Source organism: Methanococcus maripaludis C5 (assembly GCF_000016125.1).
In the GTDB taxonomy this organism is placed as follows: domain Archaea; phylum AGJL01; class Methanococci; order Methanococcales; family Methanococcaceae; genus Methanococcus; species Methanococcus maripaludis_D.
Map to the genome: position 1 here is coordinate 1,156,808 of NC_009135.1, position 17,404 is coordinate 1,174,211.

The 17,404-nt window shown below is 33.7% G+C and carries 17 protein-coding genes; 3 read left to right on the forward strand and 14 right to left on the reverse strand.

Annotation, left to right across the window (positions count from 1 at the left end; all coding sequences use genetic code 11):
* Positions 1 to 42 precede the first annotated feature (42 nt).
* From MMARC5_RS06150 to MMARC5_RS06190, 10 genes are all read right to left on the reverse strand, one after another.
* The gene (locus tag MMARC5_RS06150) at positions 43 to 465 is read right to left on the reverse strand and encodes a hypothetical protein (protein ID WP_011868965.1); all 423 of its coding nucleotides are present in this window, start codon (positions 463 to 465) and stop codon (positions 43 to 45) included.
* A 45-nt stretch (positions 466 to 510) separates the two neighbouring features.
* Positions 511 to 843 (reverse strand): hypothetical protein, encoded by a 333-nt coding sequence (locus MMARC5_RS06155; protein WP_011868966.1) that lies wholly within the window; start codon positions 841 to 843, stop codon positions 511 to 513.
* Positions 844 to 1,062: 219 nt separating this feature from the next.
* Complete coding sequence (locus tag MMARC5_RS06160; protein WP_011868967.1) at positions 1,063 to 1,509, reverse strand: hypothetical protein; 447 nt, start codon at positions 1,507 to 1,509, stop codon at positions 1,063 to 1,065.
* A gap of 31 nt (positions 1,510 to 1,540) precedes the next feature.
* Positions 1,541 to 2,455, reverse strand: coding sequence for a methanogenesis marker 7 protein (locus tag MMARC5_RS06165; protein ID WP_011868968.1), 915 nt, complete (start codon positions 2,453 to 2,455; stop codon positions 1,541 to 1,543).
* Between the two features lie 19 nt (positions 2,456 to 2,474).
* A complete protein-coding gene (locus MMARC5_RS06170) occupies positions 2,475 to 3,440 on the reverse strand; it encodes a CBS domain-containing protein (RefSeq protein ID WP_011868969.1) in 966 nt (321 codons plus the stop codon).
* Positions 3,441 to 3,731: 291 nt separating this feature from the next.
* Positions 3,732 to 3,854 (reverse strand): MetS family NSS transporter small subunit, encoded by a 123-nt coding sequence (locus MMARC5_RS10010; RefSeq protein ID WP_394296040.1) that lies wholly within the window; start codon positions 3,852 to 3,854, stop codon positions 3,732 to 3,734.
* Positions 3,844 to 5,355, reverse strand: coding sequence for a sodium-dependent transporter (locus MMARC5_RS06175; RefSeq protein ID WP_011868970.1), 1,512 nt, complete (start codon positions 5,353 to 5,355; stop codon positions 3,844 to 3,846). The genes MMARC5_RS10010 and MMARC5_RS06175 overlap by 11 nt, the downstream gene beginning before the upstream one ends.
* A gap of 140 nt (positions 5,356 to 5,495) precedes the next feature.
* A complete protein-coding gene (locus tag MMARC5_RS06180) occupies positions 5,496 to 6,404 on the reverse strand; it encodes a carbohydrate kinase family protein (RefSeq protein ID WP_011868971.1) in 909 nt (302 codons plus the stop codon).
* Positions 6,405 to 6,429: 25 nt separating this feature from the next.
* On the reverse strand, positions 6,430 to 7,146 hold the full coding sequence (gene hisA / locus MMARC5_RS06185) for a 1-(5-phosphoribosyl)-5-[(5-phosphoribosylamino)methylideneamino]imidazole-4-carboxamide isomerase (protein ID WP_011868972.1): 717 nt from the start codon (positions 7,144 to 7,146) through the stop codon (positions 6,430 to 6,432).
* Positions 7,147 to 7,361: 215 nt separating this feature from the next.
* Positions 7,362 to 8,999 (reverse strand): bifunctional N(6)-L-threonylcarbamoyladenine synthase/serine/threonine protein kinase, encoded by a 1,638-nt coding sequence (locus MMARC5_RS06190; protein ID WP_011868973.1) that lies wholly within the window; start codon positions 8,997 to 8,999, stop codon positions 7,362 to 7,364.
* Between the two features lie 173 nt (positions 9,000 to 9,172).
* On the opposite strand from MMARC5_RS06190, the gene MMARC5_RS06195 reads away from it, so the two are divergent.
* Complete coding sequence (locus MMARC5_RS06195; RefSeq protein ID WP_011868974.1) at positions 9,173 to 11,041, forward strand: threonine--tRNA ligase; 1,869 nt, start codon at positions 9,173 to 9,175, stop codon at positions 11,039 to 11,041.
* Between the two features lie 49 nt (positions 11,042 to 11,090).
* Here the strand turns inward: MMARC5_RS06195 and MMARC5_RS09685 are convergent, their stop codons facing one another.
* From MMARC5_RS09685 to MMARC5_RS06205, 3 genes are all read right to left on the reverse strand, one after another.
* Positions 11,091 to 11,804: a methyl-accepting chemotaxis protein gene (locus MMARC5_RS09685; RefSeq protein WP_011868975.1), complete on the reverse strand. Its 714-nt coding sequence runs from the start codon at positions 11,802 to 11,804 to the stop codon at positions 11,091 to 11,093.
* 115 nt (positions 11,805 to 11,919) lie between these two features.
* A complete protein-coding gene (locus MMARC5_RS09690) occupies positions 11,920 to 13,191 on the reverse strand; it encodes a methyl-accepting chemotaxis protein (RefSeq protein WP_011868976.1) in 1,272 nt (423 codons plus the stop codon).
* A 163-nt stretch (positions 13,192 to 13,354) separates the two neighbouring features.
* A complete protein-coding gene (locus tag MMARC5_RS06205) occupies positions 13,355 to 14,632 on the reverse strand; it encodes a tRNA (N(6)-L-threonylcarbamoyladenosine(37)-C(2))-methylthiotransferase (protein WP_011868977.1) in 1,278 nt (425 codons plus the stop codon).
* Between the two features lie 33 nt (positions 14,633 to 14,665).
* Here MMARC5_RS06205 and comD point away from each other — a divergent pair, with 33 nt between their 5' ends.
* Positions 14,666 to 15,169, forward strand: coding sequence for a sulfopyruvate decarboxylase subunit alpha (gene comD, locus MMARC5_RS06210; RefSeq protein WP_011868978.1), 504 nt, complete (start codon positions 14,666 to 14,668; stop codon positions 15,167 to 15,169).
* Between the two features lie 68 nt (positions 15,170 to 15,237).
* On the opposite strand, the gene MMARC5_RS06215 is transcribed toward comD, so the two are convergent.
* Complete coding sequence (locus tag MMARC5_RS06215; protein ID WP_011868979.1) at positions 15,238 to 16,101, reverse strand: ribose-phosphate diphosphokinase; 864 nt, start codon at positions 16,099 to 16,101, stop codon at positions 15,238 to 15,240.
* Positions 16,102 to 16,231: 130 nt separating this feature from the next.
* Between MMARC5_RS06215 and MMARC5_RS06220 the strand changes: the two genes are divergently transcribed.
* Positions 16,232 to 17,392, forward strand: coding sequence for a GMC oxidoreductase (locus MMARC5_RS06220; RefSeq protein WP_011868980.1), 1,161 nt, complete (start codon positions 16,232 to 16,234; stop codon positions 17,390 to 17,392).
* Positions 17,393 to 17,404: the final 12 nt, after the last annotated feature.

Consider the following 17,404-nt stretch of genomic DNA (forward strand, 5'->3'; position numbering starts at 1 on the left):
AATAATTTAAAAATTTAGAAAAAGAAGTTTATTTAAATTTAATTAGAATATTTTTTTCAAATTTTCAATTGCTGTTTTCAATATATTCAATAAGTATCTACCATATAATTTAAATCTAAATTCCCCTTTTGTGATTATTCCTTTTTTCAAACAGTAATCAACCAGTAAATCTTTAGCTTTTATTGTGATAAACCGATCTATTAAAACCACCACCAATATAAAAAATACATTTTGAAGTTGCAAATATTCAACAGGAACTGCTGGAAGTAGGATTTTTAAATAACATAACAAATAAATGAGTATTATTAAAAATAAAATCATTATCAGGTACAATAATACAATGATCAATAAACGTACTCCAAATTTTGCACGATGTCTCAGATCAACTTCATAAACGGTATAGCATGTTTTTAAGAGTATTAATAATGCGGTTAAAAATACTAATGCCGAAATTAATTCGATCACGTTTAAACCCCTTTAAATTTTGTAAAACCCCAAATTTTATTAAATTTATTTTTTTACGTCAGTCTTTTTAATTAATCCATTTTTAAGACCGTAATTTACAGCCTGCTTACTTGAAAATACTGAAACTAAATATGTACCAATAAGGGGAATAATAAAGGCAATCCCTAACTGAATTTCAGATGATTGACTTTGAAATACTTCAAAAGCTGGAAGAGTTTTAAACAAAATTCCAACAAACCCGCACAAAAAAAAGGTCGCCAGTAAAAGCAGGACAGACTCCTCAAACTCTATAAATTTATTATTCTGAGAATTTTCATAACCTAAAAAAGCATTATCTATGGTACTAATTACCTTTTTGAATGTTAACACTATTGACATCAGTAGTAAAGCACCAAATAAACCCAACTACTAAATGCTCTAGATGACGTATGGATCACTAAAATACTACCTAGACTCATAACAACTCCCCGCCCCAATTAAAAACTATATGTCGTGAACCAAATTATTAAATAAATTTTATTTAAAAATTCTGGTTTAATTTAAAAAAACCACTTGAAAAAGTTTATTTTATATCTTTAAAAAAAATTTTAAAACAGTTTAGATATATACGTAAAATTCCCTTTCGAGAACTACTATTTTTTCGCCTTCTCCTTCAGGTTTTTCAACAACAATTTCAAACCTGTCTCTTCCGGATACGTCCTGAACTGCAAATCCTAAAACATATTGCAATTCTTCGTCTTCGGTAAAGAGTTTAACGTCTGTTTTGAACCGTCTTGCAAGTCTTGAAATTTCCCTCAAAGCAAGTTTTAGCTCTGTAAAGAGGAAAATGTAGTCTTTTACGTAGTCGATCTGTTCTTGTGTGCCCGTAATTACAGGGTACTCCTTATCTCTCATTTCGTCTTTTTTTATTTCGTATCCAATATCACAGACGCATGAAAGCCTTCCGATAATTGATTGAGGAAGTCCAGGAGGTAGTGGAACTTCTATTATTTGTTCTTCGTTTTCGTTTTCTGTTTCATTCTCAATATTTTTATCAATTTCCATGATTTCCCCTATTTTCTTGATAATCGTTAAATTAAGCGTTTTGTTCAGCAGTTTTAACTTCTGATGTTGATTTTAACTTGATGAGTATATAATTTTTCATCTCAGACCTTGTGATGTATGCGATGTCTTTTAAAAGGTACTTACCAATCTTAACATTTTCGATCTCTTCGTGGCTTCTATCGTAATCCATTTTGATCCTTAAACCATCGAGCTGAGTTACAATCGGCATCGGAGCAAGAAGTCCACGAACTTCATCTATTCTTTTTTCGATTTCGTCTTTTAAAACTACTGGCGGAATAATCGGAGGATCGTATGAAAGTTCTAATCTTTTATCGTTTATTTTTTTGGTAACTTCATCAATCATTCGTCTTAGTGCCCTTATTTCTTCCCCTTTTCTAAGTCTCTGCGCTCGTCTTCCAAGGTCTCCAACGTAGGTGTATGGAATATCGAGAGTTTCAGGGCCCCCAGTTACAACGAGAGGAAGGTCGATTTTAAAAAGGTGGGTTTTATCTAAAATACAGGATTCAAAGTTTCCCATAACATAAATTGCGATGTCGTGCTCTTGAATAAGCCGTTTTTCCCTTTCAGTGATCTGGCTTATGCTTTTTCCAGCCCCGTGTGCAAGCCCGATCATATTTGGTTTTGCACCAAATTTCCTGACATATTCAGAAACATCGCATGCAATGTGGGGTAAGTGGTGTCTTGAAAGACTTGGAGATACTATCGCAATTTCAATTCCTGCAAGAGGGGTTTCTACTATTTTTCCCTTGTAGCTTTTTGCCTCTTCCTTGAAATTTTCGATTTCGTTGTGGGGAATTGCAATCGTCATGTAGACATCGAGCTGCATTACGTGCTCCTGGATTACAAATCCGCCAACGTCTTCAATCCATTCCTTCAAAATATTGTTTTTGTAGACTCCCCCTTCATATCTGATTATCTCATACATCTTTTCCACCTTGTAAGGATTAGAAATCAATCCTAACAGTAATAGTTCCAAAAGTCTTCATGCTCTTTTCAAATAACGTTACATCCGTAATTATCCTTTGAATCGATGATTTCTCATCTACGAGCGTAATGTGATCAGTTATGATTATTTCTTCGAATTTAGGTTTTTCGATTAATTTCAGTACTTCTTTTATAATATTTAATTCGAGAAGGTTTATAAGTTTCGTGTTTATCGAAAGGTGGTCAACTTTACCCTGTCTTTTCATTATTTTTGCAATTGGCTCCCATTCTCTATCTGAAATTTCGATGAAATCTTCTTTTTCACTTATTATGTGGCCTCTCGCACCCATTAAAACAATTATTTCGTCTGCGAGTTCTTCAACTTTTTTAGGGTCGTCCCCGTAGAAGTAGATGTTTGTTATGTGACTGCATTTGTTTATTTTTGGTTCAGGACTGTATATTTCAGAAGTTCTTACGATGTCCCCTTTAGTAACGATCCCTTTAAGGTTTCCATCTTCAATAACAAGAATTCTTCCAATATCATTCTTTACCATTATTTTCTGAGCTTCTGAAGCTGACAGGTAAGGTGAACTTGATACAAGTTCTTCCTTTTTAGTCATTATGTCTTTTATTTTTAATTTCTTTAATTTTGACATCGATGATTTTTTAGTTCTTAAATCTTCAAATGTAGCAATTCCAACAAGCTCTTTTTTTGAATTTAATACTGGATACCCCATATGCCTGTATTTTTTTATAAGCGCCCCGAGTTCATCGATTGATTCGTCTTCATTAAGAGTAACGAGATCTTTTGTCATTATGTCATTTACAACAATCTTGTCGAGAACCTTTAAATCGTAAAGCCTTACAAGATCGCTTTCTGATTCCTTGATAAAGTTAGTTATGTACTTAAATACGTAATTTATTGAATCGTGCTCCATTCCAATGTTGTATACTCTTTCTATCGTTGAAAGCTTCCTGAATAACATTAAACCACCATAACTGATAACGAGATAATGATTGATCAAAATTATTAACTCATATATTATAAAACATATAAAAAACAAACACTATTGAAAATCCATACTAGAGATTATCTTTTTTAAACACACCAATAAACCCTAATTTTTGAATTTGATTTCTAATTTGCGTTATTTTTAAATTAACTTAATCGACTTAATTGACTTGAAAATAAAAAAATATAAAATGAAAAATTTAATTGGTTGTTATTTTACTTGTATTATTAGTTTTATTATTAGTTTTATTCACATTTTCGTGTTTTATTCGTTATTATTAATTGTTTTGTGGAGGAAAAATGCTGAACCCCCCCATAAAACAATTGCCCCGAATAAGAACATTATTATGGCACCGGTACTCATTTTATCTACCTCCTTATTCTTCATCTTTTTTAACAAATTCGTCCCATTCTTCAATTTCTTTTCCGCCACCAATCCAAGGGATCATTGGCATGATTAATGAAACTACGAGACCAAATACTGGAAGACCCAAACTCAATAATAAGAATATTGATGCGTAGCCTTCGTATCCCATAGTTAATTCTGTCCATGCACCGTTTAATAGCATGTATATCAAAAACAACGGCGAGAAAATACCTGCAAAGAATTTCCAGAATGATCCCAAATTGTATTCTGAAAGATTGTCAATGTATTTTTCGAGTTTGCTTCCTTTAAAGATCCAGATTGCAACAATCAGTTCGAGTACTGCAACTAGAGGAATTGTAAACCAGTTTATGTAGTGGTCTACTGAATCTAACCAGTAAAGACCTGCGTTTGTTGCATATATTAAACTTGCAAAGAAGCTTGTTGCAATAACTGCTGAAGCTGCTTTGTGTCTCGGCATGTTGAATTTATCGATTACTGCTGATGCAGTTGATTCTACCAGTGAAACTGATGAGGAAATTCCTGCAACAAATAGCGCGATAAAGAAGATTGCAGCAAGTATAAGTCCACCAGGCATTAATGAAAGTGCTTGAGGGAATGCAACGAATGCTAAACCGATACTTTGTGTTACAACTTCTGAAATAGGTACACCTTGTGTCATTGCCATGTATCCGAGTGTTCCGAATACTGCAAATCCTGCCAAGAATGAAAATCCACAGTTCATTAATGAAATTGTAAATGCGCTAGCAGTTAAATCTGATTTTTTAGGTAAGTAGCTTGAATATGCTATCATGATACCAAATCCAAGGCTCAATGTAAAGAATATCTGTGAAAATGCATCAATCCAAACTTTAGGAGTTAATAACAGTGCAAAGTTCGGAGTTAAGTAGTATTCAATACCTGCAAGTCCACCCGGTAACGTAACGCTTCTTACAACGAGTGCAAGTATCAAGAAGAATAATACTGGCATTAAAATCTCGTTTGCTTTTTCAAGGCCTTTTCTAACACCCGAATTTACAACCAAATAATTTACACCCCAGATTAAAACCAATCCTGCAAGTACGGGTAAGTTAAATCCTCCAAGGTCCCCATGACCTGAGGAAAGTGCCAAAATATCGCTAAAGAAGAATCCACCAAAGTCAGTTGGGAATCCCACCATGAACAACTTAGCAAGGTAAACTAGTGCCCATGCAATAATTGCGGTATAGTATGTCGTGATAATGAACGCGGTAGCTACTGCAAACCAGCCTATCCATTCAAAGTTTTTTCCAAGTCTTCTTAACGCCAAAGGTGCTGAACCTTTCGTAGAGTGCCCTAATGCAAGCTCTAACACCATTACCATTATACCTACAAACAATAACGCAACAAAGTAAGGGATTAAGAACGCCCCGCCACCATTTTCATATGCCATGTACGGGAAACGCCAAATATTTCCGAGACCAACTGCGGAACCAACTGCAGCTAAAATGAAGCCCATCTTAGAGGCCCACTGTTCTCTTGCCATACAATCACCACCATTTTTTTTAATACAACCATTAATTTCTCGAAATCGACTTATATATAAATTGTTATTTAGATTTGAACAAATAGTCATTAACAAAAGTAGTTTAAATGAAATTAAAAAGTAAAAATGTAAAAAAAAGATTATTCGAGATTGTTTTCTTTTAGCCTTTCGATAACCATTTTCCATGAAGGAAGGTTTGTCTGGCATCCAACCTGTTCCACGACAAAAGAAGATACACATGAGCCTGCAAGCCCGCATTTCTTTAAATCATTTCCTTTTAAGTACGCGGTTAAAAATCCTGCCCTGTAGCTGTCTCCAGCCCCAGTTGGATCTTTTGCTTCAGTTAAAATTGCCGGAACTTTTATTGTTTCGCCTTCTGAATAGATAATACTTCCCTGTTTTCCGTAAGTTACAATTAAAACTTTAACCCTATTCATTAGTTCTTTTTCGGAAATATTTAATAAATCGAGAGTTCTCTGGAACTCGTGGTTGTTCATGAATAAAAAATCAACGTTTTTTATAATATTTTCCATGTTTTCTTTTGAATAAAGGGTTAAATCCTGTCCTGGATCGAATGATACAAGGATACCCATTGAATTTGCTTTTTCAGCACATTTTAAATTGTAATTTGGGTCGCCAGTTGCAAGGTGAACGATTTTTGAATCAAACTCTGGAACTTCGATATCAGAATAGTGTTTCGCAGCGCCCCACAAAAAGTACGTAATCTGGTTGTTTTCAGGATCTGTAAATATCCATGCCTTTGGAGTTTCTTCTTCGGTTGATATAAATATATTTTCAGTTGAAACTCCTAATTTTTCCAGATATTCTCCGTACCCTGAAGCTTTGAAGTCTGTTCCAACACAAGAAAGTATTTCTGATTTTACGCCTAAATTTGCAATTTCTGCTGCAACGTTACATGCAGCACCGCCGTAGTATTTTTTAGCAGTTGGTATCTGCATTGAAGTGTTTAGTTCCGGAAATTTATCCACATTAAATATGTAATCTAGTGCAATATGCCCTACTGCCGTTATCTTGCCAATTTTATCCATCAAACCACCAAATTAGTATTATTTCTTATTTTACTGCTTCAATTGCATCTTTTAAATTTATCATGTTTTTGTAAATTGCAGAACCCACAACTACACCATATACCCCGATTTCCTTGAATTTCAAAAGGTCATCGATTGTAGTAACTCCGCCTGATGCTACAATAGGTATTTTTAAGTTTTCAACGAGTTCTTTTGTTGGTTCGATATTTATCCCATTCAATAAGCCTTCGCTATCAACATTTGTAAATAGGATACTTCCTGCACCCATTTCTTCGAGTATTTTTCCAATTTCCACAGGCGTATACTTCGTTTTTTCTTTCCAGCCTTTTATTACGACTTTACCATCCTTTGCATCGAGTGAAACCATTATTTTTTCACTGCCAATATTTTCCGAGAGTTCTTTGATTATTTCAGGTTTTTCTACAGCAATAGTCCCGATTATTACTTTTTTCGCCCCTTTTTCAACTAAATATACTGCATCCTCGATGGATCGAATTCCTCCGCCGATTTGAACAGGAACTCCAGATGTTTTGATTATTTCTTCGATAAATTCATCATTTACCCGCTTTCCATCAAGTGCACCATCGAGATCCACGAGGTGAAGCATTTCTGCACCTTCGCTTACCCATTTTTTTGCAATTTCAGGAGGGTTGTCTAATTCAACGTGTTTTTTATCCGGGTTCCCCTGGATAAGCTGCACACATTTTTTATTCTTCATATCAACTGCAGGAATAACTAGCACAATATCCACCTTTCGTGTAAATACGTCGTAAAATAGGAAATCAGGTTCGCCTAAAATCTATTTTACATTAAATTTCAAGCTATATATGAATATCCCAAAATAGAAAAACAGAAAAATTTAAAAATGGAGGTTATTTTTACAAATTTAAAAAAGGTGTAAAATTGGTTAAATAGGAAATTATCGAATAGTACAAACTTATTAATTACTTAAACGATTTAAAGGTATCTTGCCCGTTTTTCAACTTCTTTCATGCACTCTAAAACCGATTCAAACATTTCATAAGTTTTGTAGCCTTCAATAATTTTATTCCAAACTGAATCGAATTTATCATAGTGGATACTCATTATGGATTTTTTTAACACAATCAAATCAATTGCCTTGTCTTCAACTAAATCACTGTATTTTCCAAGCCCAAAATCGATAACAAAAGTATTATCTGAAACTATAAAGTTTGAAGTCGTTAAATCGTTATGTACAATTCCGCCAGAATGCATTTTTCCAATAATTTTTCCTAAATCTTCACAAAAATTGAGATTTCCTTCTTCGATTTTTTCTTTTGCAATTTTTCCGTGAATGTAGCTCATTGTAATTTTTTTATTTTCTTTGTCGATATCAAAAATGCTCGGTGCATAAATTCCAAGTTCTTTGATTGAAGCTAAAAATCTAGCTTCTTTTACAGTTCTTCTCAATCGTATTAATTCATCGAGTTCCAAAATACGGTAGCCTTTTTTTACCCTTTCTTTTGTAATCGATTCAAATTCTAAGTATATTCCTTTAGAAATGTCTGCCTCTGCCCCTTTCCCGATTAAATGTTCCGGAATTATTCTGGATTTGATATTTTCGTTGTTAAACTCATTTTCGGATATCCAGTTTACTTCAACCATGTCGCTTCTGTAGTTAGAAATTGGTTTTGTATCGTTCAAATCCATTCTTTTTCCATTTAAATACTGTAAAATTCCAAGCCATGCAATCATTGCACCGTTATCTCCGCAAAACTCTCGTTCTGGAACGTAAAAGTCAACATTTTGTTCAATGCACATTATATCTAACATTTCTTTCAAACGATTATTTGCAGCAACCCCTCCAACAAGCATTACTTCAGCCTTATTGGTATGTGCAAGCGCTCTTTCGGTAATTTCCGTGAGCATTGAAAATGAATTTTCCTGTAATGAGTAGCATACATCTTCAATTCTTTCTTTTGAATCGTATTTCTTCATTGCTGCGGTTAATAATCCTGAAAGAGAAATATCCATTCCTTTAACTGTGTATGGAAGTTTTATGAACTTGTTTCCATTCTTAGCATATTTCTCAACGTAAACTCCACCGGGGTGCGGCATATTGCAGTGCCTTGCAAACTGGTCTAAACAGTTTCCTATCGCAATATCGAGCGTTTCTCCAATTACTCGGTATTTTTTTCCGGTGTATGCTAAAACTTGCGTATTTCCACCACTTACATACAGTGTTAGCGGATCTAATGCATCCGTTTTTAATTTTCCAATTTCTACGTGGCTAATGCAATGATTTACCCCAATTATCGGTTTATTTATTGAAAGAGAAAGTGCCCTTGCAGTTGTTGCAGTAACCCTTAAACTTGGACCAAGACCTGGGCCTAATGAAAAAGAAACCAGATCAATCTTTTCGATCGGAACTACTGTTAATGCTTCTTTTAAAAGTTTTACAAAAGTTTCTGCGTGGTGATCTGCAGCTTCCCTTGGATGAATTCCCTGTACTGGCGGAGTGTAAATTATTGTTTTGTTAAATAAAACTTCACCATTAGAAGTAATGATCCCTACACCAGTTTTTTCCGCAGTTCCTTCAAATCCAATACATATTAAGTCTTTAGAAGTATCCATGACAGCCACCAAACTAATAAAACATAAAATAACCAATTATTAAAAAAAGATGCTTACAAATAACATACAAATAAACAAGTAATTAATTTTTTATATTGTGTATCCCAATTAAACATATAAATTTTATGTAAATTACCACGTATAATTAGATCCTTACTACATAGAGGGAAAAAATGAAAACACTGTTGATACATTCCGATTATTTGGAATTCGAAGCCAAGGAAAAAACAAAGATTGCAGAAGATACTGATGTTTTAAACGGAAAAATGGACGAATGTTTAACCGTTTTTATTGCTGTTGAAAAAGATGATGAATCTGACCCGGATGCAGTTGTTAAAAACGCCGTTGATGAAATCGTAAAAACTGCTGACAATTTAAAAGTAAAAAACGTTGTAGTATACCCTTACGCACATTTATCAAGCGATTTAGGATCCCCTGCTACTGCAAAAGAAATTTTAGCAGAAATTGAAAAAGAACTCTCAGGCGACTATGAAGTTCTCAGAGCACCATTTGGATGGTACAAGGCATTTAAAATCAGCTGTAAAGGCCATCCTTTGAGTGAACTTTCAAGAAAAATAACAACTGAAAGAAAAGAAGAAGTTAAAAAGGAAAAAGTTGTTTCAAAATTCTACATAATAAATGGGGAAAACCTCGAACTTACCGAAGTTAACGACGAAGTTATCTCAAAAATGGAAGATAAAGGACTTTTAGCTCTTTTAAAACACGAACTCGATATCAAAGAAGAAGGAAAAGATAATGGGGAACCCCCTCACGTTAAATACATTAAAGAAAAAGAAATCTGCGATTATGAACCTAGTTCAGATGCAGGACACTTCAGATGGTATCCAAAAGGAAAATTAATAAGAGATTTACTTTCAGACTACGTATACAATCTCGTTGTAGAAAACGGCGGAATGCCTGTTGAAACCCCTGTAATGTACGACCTTCAAAACAACGCGATAAGAGAACACGCGGATAAATTTGGAGAAAGGCAGTACAGATTCAAACAAGGAAACAAAGATTTAATGCTTAGATTCGCTGCTTGTTTTGGACAGTTCATGATGAAAAAAGACATGTACCTTTTACCAAAACACATGCCACTCAAATTATACGAACTCTCAACATACAGCTTCAGGTATGAACAGAGAGGAGAATTAGTTGGTTTAAAAAGATTAAGAGCATTTACAATGCCCGATATGCACACTGTTTGTATCGATATGAAACAGGCAATGGAAGCATTTGAAGACCAACTTTGGATGGGTTTAAAAACCGGGGATGACTTTAAAACCCCTTACGCAATAATTTTCAGATTCACAGAAGACTTCTTCGAAGAAAACAAAGAATGGTTCTTTGGAATGGCAAAAGAATACAAACAAAAATACGGAAAAGATGCAATTCTCGAAATCTTACCTGGAAGAAAACACTACTGGGTTGGAAAAGTTGACATGGCAGTTGTTGACAGCTTTGGAAGACCAATCGAAAACCCAACTGTTCAAATCGACGTTGAAAGCGCTGAAAGATTTGGAATCGTTGTTCACGATGGCGATAAAAAAGTTCAGCCAATCATTCTTCACTGTTCCCCAACAGGAAGTGTTGAAAGAGTTTTATGCGGACTTTTAGAAAACGCTTACTTAAATACCTTGGAAAACAAACCTCCTGCACTTCCAACATGGTTGACCCCAATTCAAGCAAGAGTTATCCCTGTTGGAGATAAGCATGCGGAATTTGCTCTTGAAGTTGCAACTAAATTAAGAGCTTCAGGAATAAGGGCTGACTTTGATGATAGAGAAGACAGCATGGGTAAAAAAGTTAGAAACGCTGGAACTGACTGGGTAAACTACGTTGTCGTAATCGGAGACAGCGAAATGGAAAGCAGTAAATTAACCGTAACCGTTAGAGAAGAATCAGAACTCAAAAAAGCTAAAAAAGAATCATTAACTGTTGAAGAATTAATTGAAAAAATAACTTCAGATGTTAAAGATGCTCCAAAAAGACCACTTCCACTTCCAATGAAGTGTTCCGTTCAGCCAATCTTTAGATAATTAACTTAATTAAATTTTTTAAAATCTTTTTTCAAAATAAAAAAAATATTTATTTAGTTTTGAATTGTTCTGCGTCTTCTTCCAATTTTTTGGAAATATCCATCATTTTCTCTGCTGACGCATCTATTTCCTCAACAACCCTGTTTTGTTCTTCAGATGATGCAGTTAATTCTTCTGCAGTTGCTGCGAACTCTTCAGAAATTGATGCAATATCTTGAACATTTTTTAGTGCTTCTTGAGTATTTTTAGATGCATTATTAGCATTTTCTTTGATTTTCGTAATCATTTTTGCAGACGATTCAACACTTTCTTTTATTTTCATAAATGCACTGTTAACTTCGTCAATTGCGATAACTCCCATATCGACTTCTTCTCGTCCCGCAAGACCTAGATCAATTGTTGTTTCAACTTTTTTATTAATTCCATTGATAGTTCTGTTGATGTCTTCAACTGATTTTTTAATTTCTTCTGCCAGCGATTTTATTTCACTTGCAACTACTGCAAATCCTTTTCCAGCTTCACCCGCACGTGCAGCTTCAATTGAAGCGTTCAATGCCAATAGCCCAGTTTGTTCTGCAACATCTTTGATTAAAACTGTAACTTCATTGATTTTTTTGGATTCTTCTCCAAGTTCTTGGATTGATCTTCCAAGTTCATCTATTACGTTTGTAATCTTTTGCATAGTATCTATTGCATTTTCAACTTTTTTGACACCCATTTCTGAACTTTGGTTAATTTCTTTTGAAGCCGTGGTTGTATTCATAACTGCAGAATTTACATTTTCAACAGCTTTTGCAGTTGATTTAATATCTTCGGAAATTTCCTGTAGTTTCGTACATTGTTCACCCGTTGATGAAGCGACATGATCTGCTGCCCCTTTAACCCCCCCCAGATATGTTCATTGTTGTTGTAAGTTCTTTGTTAAGATTTATTGTCTGCTGATCCAGAACAGAAACTTCAGACTGAACTGATTTCAAAAGTTGTGAGAAATTATTTATGGCTTGGTTCACATTCTTTTGGAGTCGGTTTTTATCCTGATTTTCATCCAATCTAACTGAAAGGTTTCCACGAGACATCTCATACATAAAATCAGATAATTCACGTAATGTTTTTGCCATTGTCTTTCTATCCGTATCTATAAGATCATTAAGTGTCATTATACTATTTGCCATCTTATTAAATGAATCTGCAAGATCCTCTAATTCATCGCCAGTATTTACATCGATATTGTGATCATAAACTCCTTTTGAAAACTGTTCTGCCCCATTTTTAAGTTTAGTTATTGGTTTTGTAAGATTTCTCGAAGAAATTAATGATACGACAATAGAAACTACAAATCCAAAAAATGCTACTATTAAATTATGACTTCTTGCAGCATTTAAATAACTCAAAGCCGTGCTTTTTGGAGCGGATATTATCAAATATCCTAAAAGATTGCCCCCTGCATCGTCCATAATTAAATAATCGTTACCAGATTCTAAAAAACTTTCATATTCTGATTCTGACGCTGAATTTTCAAAAAAGCTGGAAATATGGGATAGTTTAGCCTTGTCAGCCAGAGTTGTTGATACAATCATTCCATTCATGTATAGTGAAACATCAAAATTTGAAAAATCTTTTAAATTGTTTACAAATTCATTTTCATCTAAATAATCAATAATAACAACTGATCCAACCAATTCCTGATTTTTATAGATATTTTGAACTTGTATTACTGAAAATTGATTCAAATTACCATTTGTTATAACTAAATAGCCCGAATTTAGGTTTTTAAAATCAAAATTATTGTTCAATTCATTTTCAGTTATTACATTTTCATATTCATCTAAAAAAATTACTTCGTCAACCCCCAAACTAGATTTGATATTCTCGGATTCGATATTTAGGGAATTAAAATTATTTTCAATGAAGTAACTTTTTATGTTTTCGTTTTCTGATAAGTATTTTAAAAAATTAGCCATCTCTTCATTTTTTTGATCTAAATTATACAATATAGACTTTTTCGAAAGATCAAACTTTTCTAAAGATTCATAGTTTGAGTAATTTTCGGTCGTTACATTTGAAACGATCGTGAGTATTAATATCGGGAGTGCAAGCCCAATTATGGATGTTAACATTAATTTAGTTCTTATATTATTTACTGATCTCATACTCGCCCTCTACACTAATAACTTTAAATATCCAAATATTTAAATAAAATATGGATAAATAATTCCTGTTTTTTAAAATAATAAGGAATTAACATTCCGTATAATAATTTAAAGATATTTATAGTTTTTGTGTAGATTTAAAGAATAATGATAAAAAGAGAGGTTAATTTAGCAGTTTACCCGAAAGTCCGAAAGTCTTCGCACCAGTCACTTTAACTCGCCTAAATTCACCAATTTTTGCAGGTTCTTCGAAAATCACGTTTTTGCAATTGTCAGTAACTCCCATATTACTTTTAGTTACAAGTATTTCGAAAGTTTCACCAATATGTCGCGTATTATTTTCGTAGCTTAACTCTCGCCGGAGTTCATTTAAAATTTCAGACCTTTCTTTCCTTATTTTTGTATCGACCTGTTTTAAAATTGCTGCTTTTGTGTATTTCCTCTGTGAATATTTTGCAGCGTGAGTAAAATCAGGTTTTATCTTTTTTACAATTTCAAGGGTATTTTCAAATGCTTCTTCAGTTTCAGTTGGGAATCCAACGATTACATCAGTTGTAAAGTTTAAATTCTTAATTTTTGACTTAAATTCATTTAATACAGAAATATATTCGTCAACCGTGTAGTTTCTATTCATATCTTTTAAAACCTGGTCGTCACCACTTTGAATTGGAAGATGAAGGAATTTTACAACCTTTTTGGATTTAAATGATTCAATTAATTCATCAAGTATCGGTTCTGCAAATTTTGCGTGCATCATTCCAATTCTCATTGCAAATTTTTCAGGAATTTCTGAAATATCATTTATTAAATTTGGAAGGCTGTCGTTATTATCAAGTCCATAGCATGCTGTATCTTGAGCCGTTACAAGTAAACATTTCGTACCTGTTTTTACAAGTTCTTCTGCCTTTTTAACAATTAAATCTCGATCGTATGACGCTAAATTTCCCCTTGCACGTTTTACAATACAGTAAGTACAGCTTCCAAGGCATCCTTCGCATATTGGAAGTGCAGTAATTAAACCTTGTGAACTTACTTTTTTGATTTTTTCATTTAATTGATCTTCAAAATTTAAATTTTCATTAGATTTTCCATTTTTTTCAGAGCATCCTTTTAAAAGGTTATCTTTCAGAATTTTTCCAGAATACTGTGCTTCTCTTGGCATTACCAGAACATCTGCAAGAGTTTTAATCTTTTTAGGTAGTGCCTTTGCCATGCATCCTGCTACGACAACTTTTTTATCCAATGATTTGAAATATTCTATTCGTGAAATCATTCTGTGTTCGGTTTCCTGCCTGACAATACAGGTATTTATGACAATTATGTCGGAATCGTCCACATTATCGGTCAATTCAAAATCTTCAAATTCATTAACTGAATTTTTTATTATTTCCGTGTCTGCAGTGTTCAAAGTGCAGCCATATCCTTCAATGTAAATTTTCAATTTATCACCAAAATAAATCCGGATGGTGGAGTTATGAATGCAAGTGAAGCTGTTTATAAAGCAATACTAGATTCAGGGGTTGATTTTGTAACGAGTGTTCCTTGTGCAAATTTAAAAACTGTTTTAAATTATCTAAATGATGACAAAGATATTCAACACATCCCCGTAACTCGTGAAGAGGAGGGAATTGGTGTTTGTACTGGAGCTTATCTTGGGGGCAGAAAAACTGCACTTTTGATGCAGAATTCTGGCTTAGGAAACTCCATAAATGCGATAGGTTCGTTAGTTAAAGTTTATAAAATCCCTATTTTAATTATAATAAGCCATAGGGGGGATTTAAAGGAAAAAATTTCTGCACAAATTCCAATGGGCCAGTGGACCAAAAAATTGCTTGAAACAGTTGAAATTCCATATTTCAATCCAAAAACTCCAGATGAAGCTTATAAATTAATAAAAGATGCTTCAGAACTTTCAATAAACATGGAATATCCTGTAGCAATACTTCTCGATGCACTTTACTGGGAACATGACAAATAATCGAGAAATTTATTACATTTCCTTTTTCTAATTTTAATTAAAAAATAGTTAAAATTATTTTATTTTAATTATTCTCCGTTTAAAATGTCTGCAATTATTGTTGAAACGCATACTTTTGAAACTTCTGAAGGGTACGTATTTGTTCCAACGATCTCAGAAGCTCCGCCAACGTGGAGTTTATTTATTGCATCGCCAATTAATACTGGGTGAACGCATGCTGCAATAACTGTTCTTGCACCCTGTTCAATTAACATTGAAATTGCTGTTGCCATCGTTCCACCAGTTGAGATGATGTCGTCAACAATTAAAACGTCTTTTCCAGATACATCGAGATTTTTTGGTGCAATTTTAATTTCTGTTGGAGAAATTCTTGTTTTTTCCAAATAATCGCATTCACAGTTTAATTCTTCAGCTGCTCTTTTTGCAAGTGCAACTGCCCCTTTATCAGGCGAAAGTACAAGCGGTTTTACAAGTTTTACTCCTGCGTGTTCTGCTAATTTTGGTATTGCGTCCCCGTAAATAAATGGTATATCGAAAAACTCTTCGATATGTGTTTCGTGAGGGTTTATCGTGATAATTCTGTCACAAATGCTCGAATATACTTTTGCGAGTGCTTTTATGCTAATTGGCTCCCCTGCATTGAACTTTTTATCCTGTCTTGCATATGCGAGGTAAGGTGCGACTAAAGTTATGCTTTTTACGCCCTCTTCCCTTAAAGCTTCGCACATTAAAATTGCTTCGACAATTGCGTTGTTTTGCGTGTTTTGGGTCTGAATTATGACTGCGTCTTTTCCTTTAAGTTCACTATGGACCCTAACATAGATTTCGCCATCTGGAAACTGCTTTGATTCCACCCTTGCAAGTTCCGAATTTGTGAGTTTTGCAACTTCTTTGGCCAGATTTTGCGAAGTTGGGCCAGGAATAATAATCATAGTGTCACCATATTGTTCTTATAAAAAAATTATTACCGAAAAGTTAATGTGTTTTGTGAATCTTAAAAAATCTAACAAAAGAGTATTTTATATTATAATTTATAATTATCGGTGAGTTTGAGGTAAGAGCATGGAAGACTTTATTGTAATTGGTTCTGGAGTTGGGGGAAGTACAGTATTTAAGGAGTTAAAACAGGCGTTTCCGGATCAAAAAATAAGGTTACTTGAAAGCGGAAGTAATCCTGCTTACGTTTCTGAAGGAGAAAATATTGAAGTAATCTATGCCAACTCATTTGGTGGGACAGGCGTTTATTCTGTCGCAAATGCAGTTCGAATTGATGTAAAAGAACTTGGAATTTCAAAAAATGATTCTATGTATGGGGATATTGAAAAAGAGCTGTCAGTTTCAGACGTTCCCGATAATTACTTAGGGGAAAATTCAAAAAAACTTTTAGAAATGGGTTTTTCGAAAACTCCAAAATTTATCGACTTTAAACTCTGTAAAAACTGCGGGCTCTGTGCACACGAACCCTGTGATGCCAAATGGATACCCTGCGATTTTTTAAGAGAATATAACGACGATATAGTGACAGATACGGTTGTAATGAAACTTGCAAAGCATAATGGAACGTTTTCTATTCTTGCACTCGATAAAAAAAGTGGTGAAATTAAACTTTACAACTCAAAACAAGTTATTGTGTCTGCTGGAGCCATAAATTCACCCAGAATTTTAAAAACTATCCTAAATAACGAAGAAGTTGGTAAAAATTTATATATCGATACGTTTGTAACCGTTGGAGGAATTTTAAAAGGTTCAAAGTTAAAATCAGAAGTTTCAATGGCAGTTAATAAAAAATACGACGATTTTATACTTGCAACCCATTATTCAGAATTACTCCACAAAAGGATTTCAGAAGTTGAAGATGTAAATAAAAACGATATATTCAGCCTTATGGTTAAAATCAAAGATGAAAATACCGGAGAAGTATTTGAAAATAGCGTAAAAAAAGAAATGTCAACGAATGATACAAAAATACTGTGTGAAGGCGTTTCTAAAGCTTCAAAATATCTCTATGAATTAGGAATTGAAAATATATATTCAACAGTTCCAAGAGGGTCTCACCCCGGAGGAACGTGTGCAATTGGAAAAGTTGTTAATAATAACTTAGAAACTGAAATTGAAGGGTTATACGTGTGTGATGCATCAGTAATTCCAAAAGCACCTGGTGCTCCACCAATTTTAGGAATTATGGCAATTTCAAAGAAATTTGTCGAAAATTTGAAAAAATAGTCTTAAATTTTT